Consider the following 16,719-nt stretch of genomic DNA (forward strand, 5'->3'; position numbering starts at 1 on the left):
AGCCACCTAGCTCTGTCCCGAAAGTGATAAAAGTGGGAAACCAAATCTATTTCTATCCTCCAAGATAGCGAAGCAGAACGGCAACTAAACAATATTTCTCAAAACAAAAAGCAAGAATGTTTAGAAATCAACATTCTTGCTTTTTTAGAGTCCACATTTATTTTTTCTTATAATTCGCTTCTAATTCTTAGCTACATTTAATTGCATTGATACATCCAAATTGCTTTTTTCCGACAATTGTAGATGTGTTTGCGGATTCGGCCAATTTACAAAAAAATTCCTTCAACATATCCATTTAAGATGGAATACTGCATAGCTGTACACCCCTAAAATCGTACGCTTTATGATGACCATTCCTGTTTCAACATACTATACAATAATGAATCTCGCCAAACGCCATCTTTCATTAGCATGTTTTCACGTAATATTCCTTCCTTTTACATTCCTATTTTCTCTAATACTTTGGATGATCCAATATTTCGAGGGTCGCATGTTGCATAAATACGATGGAGCTTTAATGTTTCAAAGCCGAAAGTCATCACCAATTTCGCACTCTGCGTTGCTATTCCCTTTCCCCAATAATCAGGATTCATGATATAGCCAATTTCCCCGACTTTATTTGCAAAATCCCTAATCATGATTTCGACCGCACCTATTAACGTATCTTGATAAATAATAGCAAAAACATATCTTTCCCTTGGTGTTTGAGTTGCTTCTTCGAGAGCATCCTGAATAAATTCTTTTGTATCCTCTTCTGAATTCGGTCCCCATGTTTGATACCTGCAAACAATCTTCTGGGAGGCATATTTATGTACATCAACCCAGTCTTGCTGCCTGAATTCTCTTAAAAATAATATATCATTGGCAAGTATCATTTTAATTCATCTCTCCCTCTACACGATTCAACCATTCATTCATCAGCTCGGTAAACAATTCAGGTTGTTCGATCTGCAAATTGTGACCAGCACTATCTAAGATTGCAAAGGTTGCTCTGGGGAACTTCTCTAGAATGGAAAAGGCGTCCTTATAGCCAACAACAGAATCTTGTTTACCAAGTAAAAAGAGACTTGGCTTATCAAAGGACTTTTCGTCAACGGCAAAGGAAAATCCGTAGCTTTGCTGAATTTTTTCTAAAAATGCCTGATCCGCTAGATTACACCCTGCCAACACCTCTGTTGAATAACGCTCCCAATTATAGGCATCTAAGACAACTTGATGAGACATAAAATCATCTTGCTCCTGCTGACTTAATGTTGATAAAAAAGCCGTATCTGCTTGTACAATACAATGCGGTGGCACCGTACGTTGTTCTTTTTCAGGAATGATGAGAGGACAAATAAAGGCAGTACCTAAAAGTTGATCCACTGATTTCCTCATAATACCGCGCGCTAAATAGCCACCATAAGATTCACCAACCAACAGGTACGATTCTTGTGGAATGATTGTGTGTATCAATTCGGTAATCGCTTCTAGCATTTCATCCGAGTTTTGAATTGATGAATAGTCTGTTGTCTTTCCCATTCCCGGAAGATCCAGATAAATACGTTTCCACCCTTCACGTTCTTTAAAAACAGGCTCCATACAGCCCTTCATCAAACGATGATCAGGAGAAAAACCATGTAGCATGATGATAGGTATCCCTGTTCCAATTATTTCATAGTAAATATTCGCTTTTTTCGTCTGACAAAATGGCATTGTTGTTCCTCCAGATAGGTTACATTTTTTTTATAGTTTATATAGACTACGCCACTGTTGGAGCGGGTTGCCCACTTTGACGCTACTTAGGAGCAGCTCTACTCTCAGTTTGAGCGCTTTGTCTTCACTTAGGAGCGACTCTACCCATAGTTAGAGCGCTTTGTTTTTTCTTAGGAGCGACTCTACTCATAGTTAGAGCGCTTTATCTTTTCTTAGGAGCGGCTCTTCCCTTAGTTAGAGCGCTTTGTCTTCACTTAGGAGCGACTCTACTCATAGTTAGAGCGCTTTATCTTTACTTAGGAGCGGCTCTTCCCTTAGTTAGAGCGCTTTGTCTACTCTTAGGAGCGGTCCTCCCCTCAATAGGAGCACTTTTATATTACTTAGGAGCAGTTGAATCACTTCGCTTAGCCTAAACAACATCGGCTAACCCATTATCAAATCATAGACCGTCATGGTGGATTCCATCGGGGTTGTGTTTAGCTCCTGTTGTAATTGTTGGACACATTTTTCATACCATTTTAAGGCCAGGGAGCGGTTTTGGAGTTGGTAGTGGCTGTACATGAGCAGGCGATACGCTTCCTCCCAGAGTGCATCTTCGCGTAACATCTTTTCTGCGAAAAAAATGGCTTTTTTATATTGCTGTTGTCTTGTTGCATTTTGTGCTAGTCGTTCCAAGACTTCGATATATAAAAATTGTAGCTTTTCACGGTCCTGCGTTAGCCAATCGATTTGCTTTTTTTCCGCATAGAGCGCATCCGTATAGCTCGCTTCCGCTAATAAGAGCCACTCATTGGACAGCTGTGGATCAAATTCCTCCATTCCTAAGCTGTAATAATAGTGAAAGCGTTCAACATCAATTTGAAGAAAAGCAAGATTTTGTAATTGATACATATTATTTTTCCGCTGAATGAAAAAGCTATCTTGTCTTGCATGACGTTGTGGCTCCAACACTTTAAGTAACGTATTTAACACCACCTTAAAATCTCGATCTAAGGACTCGACACTGCGTTCGGGCCATAATGCCTGTGCAATTTCTTCCTTTGGAGTAAAGCGATGGCGATGACAGTAGAGGTACACGAATAATTCCTTCGATTTATCACGTTGCCATTCTTTGTCTTCCAGCTTGCGTTGTGTACGAATTAAATTTAAACTCCCAAAAAGATTCATCTGTACTTCATCATGCGGATAACTGATGCCATCCTCGACCTGAAAATAACTTTGCAATGCTATGATAGACGGATGCTCCATTTGGCATTTTTGACTAAATTGCAATAGCTCGTAAAAAATCATTCGATTGCTCGGACCCAGTATCGTTGGCCTTTGTAAGAAGTATTCATAGCCATTTGAAACAACTAGTTGTGCAAACTGTTGAAAATACTGCTGAAACGGCTTCTTATTACACTCTTGCATGGCAATTACTGATTGATAAAATACTACGTGCATCAAGCCATTGCGATCACCGCACTCCTGAAATAGTTGCTGTGTCTTCTTTAATAATTGCTTTGCTCGCCCTATTTCTTGCTCAGAAAGTATAATTTTTACTTCTGCTAAAAGAATAAGCGCAGTCATCCAAGCATCTTGAACTTGCTCCGTTTCCTGTAAGCCCAGTGCTAAATATTTCTTAGCCGCTACCATATCACCTAACAAATGTTTGACAATGGCTAACCCCATATATGGCTCCGCCTTCACACGAGAAATATTAATAGCATTCATGAGGGTCAACGCTTTTTCATAGGCTTGACATGCCCCATAATGATCTGGGAAATCCATTAACAGCAGGGCATGAGCCTTTCTGATATAGCCAACCGCCTCTATGAAAATAGACTTCTCTTTTAATCCTCTTCGAATGCCATGCTGGGCAGCATACCAGGCTTCTTTGCCTTGACCTAACAGTGCATAAACGAAAGCTGCCAGCAGTTCACTTTCTCGATGGGTTGAAACAAGCTGAGGCGGTAATTCAAGTCGCTGCGCTAATAACTCCTTGGCCTCCCGTAGTTGTCCTGTTCGTAGTAAAACACGTACATCAACATTTGCTCGCTGTATGACATCCGCTGGCAATGCGACGTCCTCTATAAAGAGCTGTGCACCCTTGGCCTTCCCTAGATTCACTAAATTTTCAGCGTATTGCCGTTGAAGTTCTAGTAATTCCTCTTTGCGCAATGGTGTATGTTTCGCTAGCTCTAATGCTTTCTCGAGATATGGCTCTGCTAAAGCAGGTTGAATGGTGTCTAAGTAAATATGAGCTATCCCAGCTTGAGACTTTGTCATAAATAGGTGATCCCGCTGCTGCTGTGCGAGGATTGCACATTTTTCATAGGATTGTTTCGCTTTTTCATAATAAGCTCGGTAGCGATGACATTCACCCTCAAAATAATTTAATTTATAAAATTTATCTTTTTCCTGTGCACTAAATCGATTGATTTTTTCGAGCAACCATTCAAATTGACCAGCCCGTACGATTGATTCTGCATGAAGCTGTAACAGCTCTCCGCAAAAATGATGATCATTCGTTTTAAAGGCATGATACAGGACAGCTTGAATATTTTGATGTTCTACATAATACAATGCTGCTTGTTTATGAAGGTCCGCATGTTGTGTTGGATACTGTCGCCATTTCATTTCTAAAAATCGACTAAACAATGCGTGAAAACGATAGAAGCCATCTGTTGTCACAGGTTGGATAAATAAATGACGCTGAGTTAATGCATTCAGCATTTGCGCAATCTCAGCGCCATAAAACGCTTCCAATAGCTCCGCAGAAAAGGTAGGAAAAATCGCTAATTTTAAGATCGTCTCCTGCTCAGTAGCAGTCATCCTACTATAAACTTCCTCTGATAAATAGGTGAATAGCTCATTTGTGGGAATCGTCAGCCAATGATCTAGCGAAGCATGATGCCATTGCTCTGCCAATAAGGAAATGCTAATGGCCCACCCTTCAGTGATCTCTAATACTTTTTTCATTTCAGCCTCGGATAAATGTACATCTACATATTCTTCAAAAAACACTGCAATCTCCTCAGTTGAAAATGCCAGTTCATCCTCTTTTATAACGAGCCATCTTTTTTGAAGCTTTAATTTCCTCATAATATCCCAATTGGGTAGTGTTCTGGAAGCCAAAATAAAATGAATGCTGGGTGGAGCAAATTCAATGATTTTTTCCATGAAATAATTAATAGGAAAAACATGATCTACTAGGTGAAAGTCGTCAATCACGATGAGAAGAGGCTCGTCTATATTGCAGAGGCAATTGACAAAAAGCTTATACCATCGATTGAGCTCATCCATTTTTGGAAAGCGCGATAATTGATTCCACCCATCAAATGTATGACCAAAATTCGGTACGACGCGCTGTATACTAAAAAAGAGGTGCCTCAAAAAGGGTAATAAATTATCATCTTCTTCAGAAATACTATACCAAGAAAACGTACTTGATTCGGTTGCAAGAAATTGAGTTAGAATGGTTGTTTTACCGTACCCTGCACCACTATGCAAGAAAGTACAAGTATGATGATGACTTTTCTTTAACGTTCGCATTAGTGTTGCTCTACTAATACAATGCGTGGATGGATTTGGGGCCATACATTTTGATTGAATAATAATATCTGCTGTCATATAAACATAACCTCCATATTTTGTAAGGTTACAAAGATTTCTACAAAAATTCAGATTATTAAATTATTGACAGTTTACCATATTTTTTATGTATTTTTATAGGTTTAATCCCCTCTATTTTTTGTTATGGAATAGAAGTAGAAATTAGTTTGCATTTTTCGTCTAATTTTAGCAATCTTTTTAGCAGGAGCAGTTGCCTATAAATTACGAGTTCCGATTTTAATGGACATTATTTTAAACTGCTTTACCGAGCGGAGGAAGTTGAGTGGAATATTGATATGTGGTTATTTTCAAATAGCCAAAAAGGGTCCATTTCTAAAGACTTAGTACCCTTTATGAAAAACCACTTAACAGAGGAAACTAGAAAAGCTATTCTCGATATAAAGGAAGCAATGCTACATCTTCCTATACCATACGCCTCCATTTTTATTTATCAAGCTGTCTTAGAATTTGGTATTCGACATGTAGATGAATTTTTACAATGGACAAAACATCATTCCACAACTGTACCGTTTCATTGGCAACCTACTATAGCAAACATTTAGGCTTAAAAAATTCCCGATTATCAACTCTATGATAATCGGGATCATTCGTTAAGATTATAATAATTCTTTACGTAATTCAGCAGCTGATTTTGGCGAAAGTAGGCTGAATGGGATATCAAATACTGTTTTCGCCCCTTTATCACCCGCTTGACTTAAACGGTGTGCTGCACGTGCATAAGCCACTAATACGCTAGATGTAAAGTTTGGATTACTTTCCAGTTTTAATGAGAATTCGAGAATTTGTTTATCGTTTGCACCACTGTCACCACTGCGAATGACAAAACCACCATGTGGCATACCCGTATGATTTGCTTTAAATTCATCTTCAGAAATAAAGTTCACTGTTGTGTTATATTCATCGAAATAGTTAGGCATTGTGACAATTTCTTGTTCAACCTTTGTTGCATCTGCACCTTCTTCTAGCACAACCCAACATTCACGTGCATGTTTTTCACGTGTTGTTAATTCAGGGTTTTCACCGTTACGAACTCGCTCTACCGCTTCTTTAATCGGTAATGTGTATTGAACAGCATTTTTAACACCTTCGATACGACGAACAGCATCTGAGTGGCCTTGACTTAAGCCATCGCCCCAGAATGTATATGTTGTACCAACTGGTAATACTGATTCTCCTAATAGACGATTTAAAGAGAATAGACCTGGATCCCAACCAACTGAGATAACAGATACTTTACCAGATTTTTGTGCCGCTGCATCTACAGCATCGAAAAATTCAGGAATTTTCGCATGTGTATCGAAGCTATCAATTGTATTAAACCATTGTGCAAAATGTGGACCTTGCTCTGGTAAATCTGTTGCAGAACCACCACATAAAATCATAACATCAATGTCGTTTTGGAATTTTTCAGCGTCATCTACTAAATATACGCTCGCATTGCTTGCTACGTTTACTGTCGAAGGATCACGTCGTGTGAACACCGCTACTAATTCCATATCTGGATTTTGTGAAATGGCATACTCCACACCACGTCCTAAATTTCCATATCCTACAATACCTACTCGAATTGCACTCATTAAAAATTCCTCCTAACGATTTCGCGACTTTGTGAAAACTTTCACGTTAAATCTAATTACAATAATACTTCGTGTTAGAAAAATTCACAATAGTTTGTGTATGAGTTTTTTTAAAAGAATATATATCAGTTTTCTATGGTTTTAATTCCATAATGGTATGAATACGGTTACAAATTACTAAATCTTCCATGAACCTTAAAGTTATTGTAAAAGCCTTGTAAATAACGGCTATTTTCCCATCTAGTCTTGTACAATAAATGTAACGACAAAAGGGGGCATGTTGAATGAAAGGTACTGGTTACTCATCAAGCACTGCATTGGCACAAGGAGAACTACTTGCATTCCATATGACACAAAACTCAATGAACAAGCATAGTGAAGCGATACAAAGTGGCAATAAGCCGCAAGGAGATTTTCCATCAAATAATCATTTATGTATCGGTGTTTTACCTTTTGACGTTTTAGAAAACATCCCTGACCTCTCAATCCGAAAAAACAAGGTAAATGAAGTGGACTTTTACCATAGCGGCAAGGATATCGCTCGCTGGTTAATTAAAAAAAGTGAATACAACAAAAATGGATTTGACTTCATCTAAAGAAGTCAAATCCATTTTCAATTTATAGCTTATAAAACTGTAGCCATGTGTTTCTTAGCTGTCATAACTAAAAATAGGAAACACCGTGAAAAAATTAAAATAGGAAACCTTTATGGAATGGTTGTTTTCATAGTATTTCCTGTGCAAGCTGGGCTAGACGGGTTTTATCAATAATTTGATAGCCCGTCTTACGCTTTTCCAAAATCCTCTCTTCACAAAACTGTGCCAAGACATATAACAAATGGCGATAGGAGACCCCTAAATACTCACAGATTTCCGTATGCTTTTCCTTGTAGACACCTTGGTCGGCAGATAATTGGATAAAGGCTGCTAAGCGATTTTCCAACGGATAGGCCTGATTTTGTGTATATTTAGATGTCATTTTTGTCGCTTTTTCCCCTAAAAATACACAAAGTCTACGTAAAAACAAGGCATCCGCAAGTAACTTATCCTTACATGACTGTGTAATTGAATAGCAAATTGTTTTGGTGACGGTTTGTATCCCCTTTGTATACCTAGCCTCATTTAATAATTCAATTTCCCCCATAAAAAGAGGAGCTTCTAGGTATTCAATAAGCGAAACCTTCCCATTTTTATGTGTCATATAGAGCTTCGCCTTTCCTTCTATCATGTAATACACTGTGTCTGGAAAGGAGCCTTCCTGGAAGATCCACTCACCCTTGTCAAACTGACGGACTTCTAAATAGGGATTGATATCAAATGAGAAAAAATCATCGATCGGATATTTTTCAAGATAATGGGTACGAGCTTCAGCTGTTAAAATATGCATTTTTTTCTCTCTCTCCTATAAAAAATATGAGATATCTCACATTATTGTAGCGATGAACATGCTATTATTCAACATAGTTAATGGAGGTACGAAAATTATATGAACAATCAACGATGGCTTTCTCAGAATTTCTTTACATTTTTTATCACGTGGGGCATTTTCTTACCCTACTGGACAGGTTGGCTGGTGGATGCCAAACATCTAACCGTCTCGCAGGCAAGTGTAGTGATGGGCTGTGGGCTACTAGCTCGTGCCACATCCAATCTTTTCTTCTTCCCAACACTTGCAAAATATGTACACAATAAACAGCTCATTACAATTTTAGCAATAGGCTCGCTGCTAACAGCCTTGCTCTATATTCCAAGCACAGGCTTTACAGCATTATTAATTGTGACTATTTTATTTAGTGTTTTTTACCCAGCGCTATTACCTGCTGTGGAAAGCAGTGCAGCTACGCTTGTCCAATATGGCAATATTCATTATGGTAAAAGCCGTTCCTATGGTTCATTTGGCTTTGTCATCGCTGTTTTAATTATTAGTATGCTAACAGGCGTTTTTGGAAAGAACATCATCTTTTGGAGCATGATTATAGGATTGATGGGCATGTTACTTATGCAGCAATTAGCAACACCAAAGGAATTACTCGTAGTACCAACAAAAGAACAGCGTGCAAAATCATTGTCGATGAAAACACTATGGACGATCAAAGGCTTCCCGATTGTTTTATTCATCGTGATCTTGCTACAGGGAGCACATGCCTCCTATTATAGCTACGGTTATATTTATTTAGAAGATTTACAGGTTGATCCATTCTATATGGGTATGATTATTAATATCGCTGTTATTTGCGAAATTCTTTACTTTATGAAGGCTGATACGTTATTGACAAAATGGCGCTCATCGTCCCTATTACTCTTAGCAGCGAGCGGGTCTTCCTTACGTTGGTTACTTATCTTTATGTTCCCAAATGTCTGGGTATTTATCGCTTCGCAAACCTTGCATGCATTATCCTTTGCTTTAGCGCATTTTGCCTTTATTCGCTACTTAACAAAAGCACTACCGAAGGAACAAATACCCAATGCACAGGGGTTATACTCTGCATTAGCTATGGGCTTAAGTACCGCCATCCTGACGTTTTTAGGTGGCTATTTATACGAAATATCGCCAGGTCTGTCCTTCGCAGCCATGCTCATTTGTACAATACCAGCCATCGCTATTTTGCTCCTGACACGCAAAAAATATCAATATTAAACTAAAAGCAGGCGAGAACATCCTCACCTGCTTTGATTATTTCGGATAATAGGAAAAACCAGGATATTTCACTACTGGCCATTTTTCTTTTCTGAGTGCCTCTAGCAGCTCAGGACCGACCTGCAAATTACTTTGCACCAATTCTGTCGGAGTTAAGGCCATCCATTGATTTAAGGACACATCTTGGAATCGATCACTTTTAAACATTTCTAAAAACCATAATGGCTCTGTTCCAGTATTTTCAATATAATGCCCCGTGGCAAATGGTACATAGCCAACATCTCCCGCCCGATAATCAAATGTTCGAGCCGTTCCATTTCCTGTGAAAACTGTCATACGTCCTTTTCCTTGCAGATAATATTGCCATTCATCGTTGTTCGGATGCCAATGCAACTCTCGCATCGCCCCTGGCTCAATTTCCACCAGTGCAGCCGCGATATTTTTAGAGATTGGGAAATTAGTCGAATCGACAATGCGCACACTTCCTCCAGGTGTTTTCAATGGTGACTGTGCCAAGAGACGATGTTTAAAGGTTTGCGGAACCTCCCCATAAGGAGATTGCACTTTCTGTGATTCGATAGGACCTGGCACTCGATCCTGATAAATATACACTTGTTCACCCGGAATGTGATCGAAAGCATGAATAGGAACCCCAAAATTCGCTGATAACACTTCTTTTGGCGTATGAGCAAACCAATCCGAGATAGACAGTGTATTCAGATCAGAGAAATGCCCATCATCAAATACTAATAAAAATTCGCAGCCGTCCTCAAGCCCTTGAATGGAATGAGGTATGCCAGGCGGAAAATACCATAAATCGCCTGGCCCCACATCCGCTATAAAGTTACAACCATTCTGATCGACAGCCGTAATACGAGCATGACCAAGCAGCATATACGACCACTCCGCCTGCTGATGCCAGTGTAGCTCACGTACGCCCCCCGGTGTCAAACTCATATTCACACCCGCCAAAGTCGTAGCAATCGGCAATTCACGAACCGTAATTTCCCGAGACCATCCACCTTGATTTAAGGTCATATGCGTGTCGGAAAACGAGTAACGCAAATTTGGAATCAAACCCGCATCGGTCGTTGGTGGCACCAGCATATCAGGATTTTCTAAATCCCTCATAACATCCCGTGGCCCCTTATCCACCCCTCCAGCCCCATCACCTCGAATAGGCTGAGGCACCTGAAAATAACCCGGTGGCAAATTCTCCAATCGTTCACCTCTTTATGTTCGTAATCAAACTAAAATACTTCTATTCTTCTAAAATGTATGGATACAATGCTCGGATTATTCACTTTCTTTTCTGCTGTTGAGATGAGTGACTGAGCGTGGATACTTGATTAAGAGGGGGCTTGCTATGTTGATCACTTCTTACTGAATTTGGAGCGGGGGCCTCCCTTTTTTGATCACTTTTCAATTACTTTGGAGCGGGGGCCTCACTTTTTTGATCACTTTTCAATTACTTTGGAGCGGATTCCTCTCTTTTGGATCACCTCTTACTCACTTTGGAGCGGGTTTCTTACTTTTTTGATCACTTCTCAACCACTTTGGAGCGGGTTTCTTACTTTTTTGATCACTTCTCAACCACTTTGGAGCGGGTTTCTTACTTTTTTGATCACTTCTCAATCACTTTGGAGCGGATTCCTCTCTTTTTAGATCACTTCTCACCCACTTTGGAGCGGATTCTTGAATTCCATGATCACTTCTCACCTTATTTAGAGCGACCTCCTCACTTCCACGTTTCCCTAACCTCAGAACAAGTCCTTACTTACTCTTTCGTCCCATAGCCGCAACCACACATTCATGCAGGATTCGTAAGCCTTCTTGTAATTCTTCAAAGGTTGCATAGGCATAGGATAGCCGAATATGGTGATGATCGTGTGGATCGTAGATATAGCCTGGATTGATTAATATTTGTTGCTGCAATAGCTTCATAAAAAAGTCTTTATCTACAAGTGGCTCATGAAACTTAAGCCAAATATAAAAACCTCCCTTTGGTTTGCTCCAATTCGCCACCTCTGTAAATTTCTCCATTAACAGCTGTTCCGTAAAATCGGCTCGCTCCTGTAATTGTTGACGTAATCCAGCAAGATGCTTTTCATATTTTCCTGATTGAAGCCAATGAAGGACAATTTCTTGTGAAATGGCACTTGAGCCATAGTCTGTTTGCATTTTTATATCGGCTAATCGCTCAATGACAGTGGTTGGACCAATGAGCCAGCCAATGCGTAGCCCAGGGCTTAAGGTTTTCGAGACGCTGCCAATATAAAGAACTTGTCCACTATTATCCATGGCCTTAATCGGCGGTGACGTCTCTTCAAAAAGCAATTCATGGTAGACATCATCCTCTATAATCGGAATGCGTGATGCCTGACATGCTTCATATAGCTGTTCTTTTTCCCGTCCTGTCCACACATGACCTGTAGGATTATGTAAAGTAGGTATGGCATAAAACACGGCTTGTTTCTTTCGTTTCCTTTGCGTCAATGTTTGGGCAAGTTGTTCATCACGATCAATACTAATCATTTGCATGCCGACTGACTGAAATGGATGGACTGAATTTAAATAGGAGGTTGGCTCCTGGAACACAATGGACCCCTGCTCTAATAAGCCAACAGCAATCAATTGAAGTGCCTGAAGAGCACCTGAGACTATACAGACGTTTTGAGGCTCAGCAGTAATGCCTCTTTTTTGGACATATTTACAAATAGCTTTACGAAGATGATCATTACCTTGTGGCGAAGAGTAGCCTAATGCTTTGGATTGAAAGGTTAGCTCTCGCAGTGAAGCTTCTATTTCCTTGGTGGGCAACAAGCAAGGTGCTAGCTCTCCTGTTCCTAAACGAATTACATCATCACGCTGTTCGTATTCATTAATTAATTGGATAGTGTGGTAGTTTGGCTTATGGATGCTTGTTTCGATATAGGTTTGCCAATTCGGCTGTGTTTGTTGGATTAATGCATGCCAGGAATTGTGCGTAACATAAACACCAGAGCCTACTTTTGCTTCAAGAATGCCCATTGCTTTTAATTCCTCCAAAGCCTGCTGAACCGTGCTACGATTCACATCGAACTGCATGGCCAACTGTCTTTGGGTAGGTAGTTTTGTCCCTGCAGCCCAGTCTCCTCGTTCCACATTGGCTGTTATCCACTGTACAATCTGCTGCTGTAATGTATTATCACTTCGTCTATTTGGCTGCCAGCTCATGTTCCTTCTCCTTCCACTATAAAATTGGGTGGATAAAAAACCATCCAATTGGTCGTTTTCTTTTAGTTATACCATATCTAAAATGAGTAAAGAAAGGAGGTATGATCGTTGGAAGCTTTTCTTCATGGAATCATTTTAGCATTTGGACTTATTTTGCCACTAGGCGTACAAAATGTTTTTGTTTTTTCACAAGGTGCTACACAACCAACTTTATTGCGCGCTTTGCCAGCAGGTGTGACAGCTGCGATCTGTGATACACTGCTTATTCTACTTGCGGTATTCGGTCTGTCATTAATAGTTCTACAGTTTGAGTGGTTGCGTATCACTTTAATGACTATAGGTATCATTTTTTTACTTTATATGGGCTATAGCATTTGGCGTTCAAATCCAGTAAACGCTGAAAATAGCGAAGCATTGCCTATAAAAAAACAAATTCTCTTCGCACTCTCTGTGTCACTGCTCAACCCACATGCTATTTTAGATACAATCGGTGTCATTGGTACGAGCGCATTAAAATATAGTGGAACCGAGCAAATGATGTTCACCGTTGCTTGTGTGTTCATTTCCTGGCTATGGTTTTTCGGTCTCACATTGACTGGCGCCTCGTTCAAAAAACTAGACGGCTCTGGAAAGTTGATGCGACTATTTAATAAATGCTCCGCCGTCTTTATTTGGGCAACAGCATGTTATCTCGCAAGTGGCTTATTATAGCATACATAGAAAATGCTCAGGAATTCCCTGAGCATTTCTTTTATAGAGAGACAAATAAAGTGAGCTTTTTAGTAAACAATGCCGTCTCAATGGATTTTGCATGAGGCCATACCTCGCCATAATGAATAGCTTTGACTAATACATTGGCTTGTAATAAAGCTTCGTGCTGCTGAATGATGGAAAGTACCTTTGGACTACCATTAAAGGCAATCGATACATATTGCGTCACTGGTAGCTGCCATTTTTTCCGTGCATCTTGTATTGTACGAATCAATTCTCGCATTTGCCCTTCTTGTAGTAGGCTCTCCGTTAGTTGTACATTCATCAAGACACGGCAGGTGCTATCCTCCGCTAGAATATAATGGTCCTTGACGATTGATTCAGCTATTACATGTTCCCTTAATAATGTTAGCTGTTGACCATCCATTATGTTGCTTGACCCTTTTTCAATGCCTTTAATCGATCCTTTAATTCTTCTTCCTTCAGTACATCTTGTATCAACTCTTTGACTCCCCTTTGCTTATTTATTTTGATACTCACTTTCTCGGTATATCCCATCTAACTTCCAGCTCTCATTAAAACGGACATATGTAAATTCCTTTTGCCAATTATCATGGTGTACAATCACCTTACTGCGCCAAGGAAAGGTAAATGCATTCACCTGCCCCTTTCGCACATCAGCTATATCATCCGCTACTTCAAGAAGCGTCGTAGGCTTCATTGTATTGTGCATCAAATAAAGCTGTCGGTCAGAACTATTCTCAAGCTCCTGCATTACTTGCTGATGGAACGCAATCACCTGCTGATTTGCCTGATAAAGTGAATAAACGAGTGAGCTCCCAAATAGCAGCATCAATGTTGCCACAATCACAACATGCTTTTTCTTTAAGCCTATATAAAATGCCCACTTCTTTTCCTTGTTGTATAAATGGATATAGATTGCTAGACTAATTGGCCATAAAAATAGTAGCTGCCAAAAGAGGACAACCCAAAAAATTTCTCCATCCGAGACAAAATATCGAATGCAAAAGTAATTCAACAGCCATAAGGGCATTGACCAACGCCAAAAGGATTCTTCCTGTGACATACTTTTTAAATAAATCAGTAGAAGAGGTAAGCTTAGGAAAAACGCTGTCGCATTATCTAATATAGCAAATACCAAATCAACACCTCTATTTTAGAAAAATATTACAACTATTGTATATGAATCCAACTTTAAAGAAAAGGCTAGACATTCTAAAATCATTGAATGTCTAGCTTCTTGTTATTGAAATTCCTTTACTATTTTCATCTCTACGATATCCTTATAATCAATGAATGGCTGAGCGTCATCGTTCCCAATCGACTGTCTATACTGTACTTCTACTCGGTCACCAACTGATAGTGTTTTCGGGACATCCACTAGAGGGAACCATGTACCATTTCTATGTTTCTGCACTAATTCATCTACAGATTTTTGACCAATCTCGCTATCTAAGACGCCCGAGACAACTAAAAATTCATGTTCCTTGATCGCTAAGACCGTTCCACTTCTGATGAGCTTCATTTGGCTGTCCTTTTCTGGGATTTTATATTTTTCTCGTAAGGAGGCAATGTCTTTATGATAATGTTGTTCTAAATAATTCATGGCTTTTTGCTCGACAAGCCATGTACGAATGGGATTACTTACATCCTTATAATCGGCTTGGCTTGCCTCCCATAATAAGTCAAATGTAGCCATTTTATAGGCAATTGGCTTGCCATAGTTCTCTATAAACCCTTCGTTTGTGATTTGCAACATTTGCAGAAGCTTCTCATAAGTTGGCCGAGTATCGTTCTCATAGCTCCACTCTTGCATGAACTGTTCGAGTGCCTTATCTATTTGCTCTTGTGTAGGTACTAGTTTTTTCGATTGCGCATAAGCAAAGGTCGATTCAAAATATAAAAAATTATCAAAGCTTGCCTTAGATAAACGATTCTTTCCGTTCATAAAAGAATCAAGTTGTAAATACAGCTCTAAGATCCTCTCATCTAATACGGGTGGAATAGTAGAAGCTTGCTGTTGTTGTTCATTATATTGCTGATATATAAACAGCCCTATGCAGACACTTAAAATCATAGCCAAAACACCATATGGCCAGCGTTTTGCAGGTTTTTTTTCATGGCGTTGGTGTAAATGCTGAACCACATTTGTCATCACACGCTTTTTGCTTTCTGATAAATCCCTTACTACACGAGCATCCATTTTACTCATGCAGAAGCACCTCCCATTCAACATGCTGTAATTGTAGCTTTAATAACTCTCGTCCACGACGTAGCCTTGTTTTGACGGTGCTTTCAGGAATCGTTAACAGCTCTGCAATGTCCACCACAGGCATTTCTTCAAAATAAAAATGTATAATGACCTCTCGCTGCTTGAAGGGGAGAGCTAGAATCGCATTTTCAATCAAAGTACGTTCATCTTGCTGTACAAGCATATCTCTTCTCATGACGGTTTGCTGTGGAAAAATCTTCTGTTGCACTTGAATTTTCCGATAGGTCCAGCTGCGTATATAATCTTTACTTCGATTACTAACTAATTTCGATAAATACGCCCTTAGCTCCCCACGTTCCTCATAGTTTTGCTGATTATCATAGAATTTAATAAAGACATCCTGTACGATATCTTCAGCGCTTTGTAAATCTCTAACATAGTAAAAGGCAAGACGAATAAGCCTCTCTGTATGCTGTTCCATTATTCTTTCCAGTTCATGAATTAGCAACATTCTTCCTCCTCTCTACCCTTTAAACGGTGCTCACGGCTTCGAGGTTTGCTTTTTTTGTCATTTACCCCAAATCATTGTCAGCAAATGGGGTAATCACCTGTTTTTCCGTTGAAGATAACACGATATTAGTAGAGGGTGTGCCATAGGGCATAGCCGCATCAATAAATTGTTCTAATGTTTCTACTGAATAGGTTGCTAGTTGAACAATATAGCTAATTTCTCCTGCCACCCGATAGCATGCCAAAACATCAGGATGGGCATTACAAAATGAAGAAAGACTTTTACAATCAATGGATTTAAATAAAATAATAGCTTCAATCGTACGCTCCATCTTTTTCAAATTTACCTTTGCATGATAGCCTTCAATCACACCCTGCTCCTCCAGCTTTTTGACTCTTTCAATAACAGCAGGAGAGGATAAATGAACGGTAGTAGCTAATTCCTTCATCGAGATTTTGGCATTTTGCTGTAACTGCTGTAAAATTTGTGTATCAATATGATCCATGGTCCATCACCTTTCTAAA

General features: G+C 39.5%; 15 protein-coding genes and 1 pseudogene. 4 read left to right on the plus strand and 12 right to left on the minus strand.

What is annotated here, in order from left to right; all coding sequences use genetic code 11:
- Positions 1-341 precede the first annotated feature (341 nt).
- The 3 genes and pseudogenes from CD31_RS16745 to CD31_RS16755 form a co-directional block, all read right to left on the minus strand.
- Positions 342-875 (minus strand): annotated as a pseudogene (locus CD31_RS16745) (GNAT family N-acetyltransferase).
- A 1-nt stretch (position 876) separates the two neighbouring features.
- A complete protein-coding gene (locus tag CD31_RS16750) occupies positions 877-1,695 on the minus strand; it encodes an alpha/beta fold hydrolase (protein WP_036079317.1) in 819 nt (272 codons plus the stop codon).
- 423 nt (positions 1,696-2,118) lie between these two features.
- Positions 2,119-5,307 carry a winged helix-turn-helix domain-containing protein gene (locus CD31_RS16755; protein WP_036079318.1) on the minus strand — a complete coding sequence of 1,063 codons (3,189 nt, stop codon included), beginning with the start codon at positions 5,305-5,307 and terminating at the stop codon, positions 2,119-2,121.
- Positions 5,308-5,585: 278 nt separating this feature from the next.
- Here CD31_RS16755 and CD31_RS16760 point away from each other — a divergent pair, with 278 nt between their 5' ends.
- Positions 5,586-5,852, plus strand: a complete 267-nt coding sequence (locus tag CD31_RS16760; RefSeq protein ID WP_036079319.1) for a hypothetical protein — start codon at positions 5,586-5,588, stop codon at positions 5,850-5,852.
- Positions 5,853-5,906: 54 nt separating this feature from the next.
- Here CD31_RS16760 and CD31_RS16765 read toward each other — a convergent pair whose 3' ends face one another.
- Positions 5,907-6,887: a diaminopimelate dehydrogenase gene (locus CD31_RS16765; protein ID WP_036079320.1), complete on the minus strand. Its 981-nt coding sequence runs from the start codon at positions 6,885-6,887 to the stop codon at positions 5,907-5,909.
- Between the two features lie 284 nt (positions 6,888-7,171).
- Here CD31_RS16765 and CD31_RS16770 point away from each other — a divergent pair, with 284 nt between their 5' ends.
- Positions 7,172-7,483 carry a hypothetical protein gene (locus tag CD31_RS16770; RefSeq protein ID WP_036079321.1) on the plus strand — a complete coding sequence of 104 codons (312 nt, stop codon included), beginning with the start codon at positions 7,172-7,174 and terminating at the stop codon, positions 7,481-7,483.
- 127 nt (positions 7,484-7,610) lie between these two features.
- Here CD31_RS16770 and yeiL read toward each other — a convergent pair whose 3' ends face one another.
- Complete coding sequence (gene yeiL / locus CD31_RS16775) at positions 7,611-8,273, minus strand: transcriptional regulator YeiL (RefSeq protein WP_016993644.1); 663 nt, start codon at positions 8,271-8,273, stop codon at positions 7,611-7,613.
- Between the two features lie 99 nt (positions 8,274-8,372).
- Between yeiL and CD31_RS16780 the strand changes: the two genes are divergently transcribed.
- Positions 8,373-9,524: an MFS transporter gene (locus CD31_RS16780; RefSeq protein ID WP_036079322.1), complete on the plus strand. Its 1,152-nt coding sequence runs from the start codon at positions 8,373-8,375 to the stop codon at positions 9,522-9,524.
- Positions 9,525-9,560: 36 nt separating this feature from the next.
- On the opposite strand, the gene CD31_RS16785 is transcribed toward CD31_RS16780, so the two are convergent.
- Together CD31_RS16785 and CD31_RS16790 are read right to left on the minus strand one after the other, a co-directional pair.
- Positions 9,561-10,745, minus strand: coding sequence for an oxalate decarboxylase family bicupin (locus CD31_RS16785; RefSeq protein ID WP_036079323.1), 1,185 nt, complete (start codon positions 10,743-10,745; stop codon positions 9,561-9,563).
- Positions 10,746-11,297: 552 nt separating this feature from the next.
- Positions 11,298-12,740 carry an aminotransferase-like domain-containing protein gene (locus CD31_RS16790; RefSeq protein ID WP_036079324.1) on the minus strand — a complete coding sequence of 481 codons (1,443 nt, stop codon included), beginning with the start codon at positions 12,738-12,740 and terminating at the stop codon, positions 11,298-11,300.
- A gap of 108 nt (positions 12,741-12,848) precedes the next feature.
- On the opposite strand from CD31_RS16790, the gene CD31_RS16795 reads away from it, so the two are divergent.
- Positions 12,849-13,451 carry a LysE/ArgO family amino acid transporter gene (locus CD31_RS16795; protein ID WP_036079326.1) on the plus strand — a complete coding sequence of 201 codons (603 nt, stop codon included), beginning with the start codon at positions 12,849-12,851 and terminating at the stop codon, positions 13,449-13,451.
- A gap of 40 nt (positions 13,452-13,491) precedes the next feature.
- Here CD31_RS16795 and CD31_RS16800 read toward each other — a convergent pair whose 3' ends face one another.
- The 5 genes from CD31_RS16800 to CD31_RS16820 all read right to left on the minus strand — a co-directional run bounded on the left by CD31_RS16800 (position 13,492) and on the right by CD31_RS16820 (position 16,700).
- A complete protein-coding gene (locus CD31_RS16800) occupies positions 13,492-13,878 on the minus strand; it encodes a DUF5915 domain-containing protein (RefSeq protein WP_036079327.1) in 387 nt (128 codons plus the stop codon).
- Positions 13,879-13,971: 93 nt separating this feature from the next.
- Positions 13,972-14,613, minus strand: coding sequence for a hypothetical protein (locus tag CD31_RS16805; protein WP_036079328.1), 642 nt, complete (start codon positions 14,611-14,613; stop codon positions 13,972-13,974).
- A gap of 102 nt (positions 14,614-14,715) precedes the next feature.
- On the minus strand, positions 14,716-15,684 hold the full coding sequence (locus tag CD31_RS16810; protein ID WP_036079330.1) for a DUF3221 domain-containing protein: 969 nt from the start codon (positions 15,682-15,684) through the stop codon (positions 14,716-14,718).
- Positions 15,677-16,195, minus strand: a complete 519-nt coding sequence (locus tag CD31_RS16815) for a sigma-70 family RNA polymerase sigma factor (RefSeq protein ID WP_036079332.1) — start codon at positions 16,193-16,195, stop codon at positions 15,677-15,679. Before CD31_RS16815 ends, CD31_RS16810 begins: the two co-directional genes overlap by 8 nt.
- A gap of 61 nt (positions 16,196-16,256) precedes the next feature.
- On the minus strand, positions 16,257-16,700 hold the full coding sequence (locus CD31_RS16820) for an Lrp/AsnC family transcriptional regulator (protein ID WP_016994226.1): 444 nt from the start codon (positions 16,698-16,700) through the stop codon (positions 16,257-16,259).
- Positions 16,701-16,719 lie beyond the last annotated feature (19 nt).

The organism is Lysinibacillus boronitolerans JCM 21713 = 10a = NBRC 103108, assembly GCF_000772935.1.
In the GTDB taxonomy this organism is placed as follows: domain Bacteria; phylum Bacillota; class Bacilli; order Bacillales_A; family Planococcaceae; genus Lysinibacillus; species Lysinibacillus boronitolerans.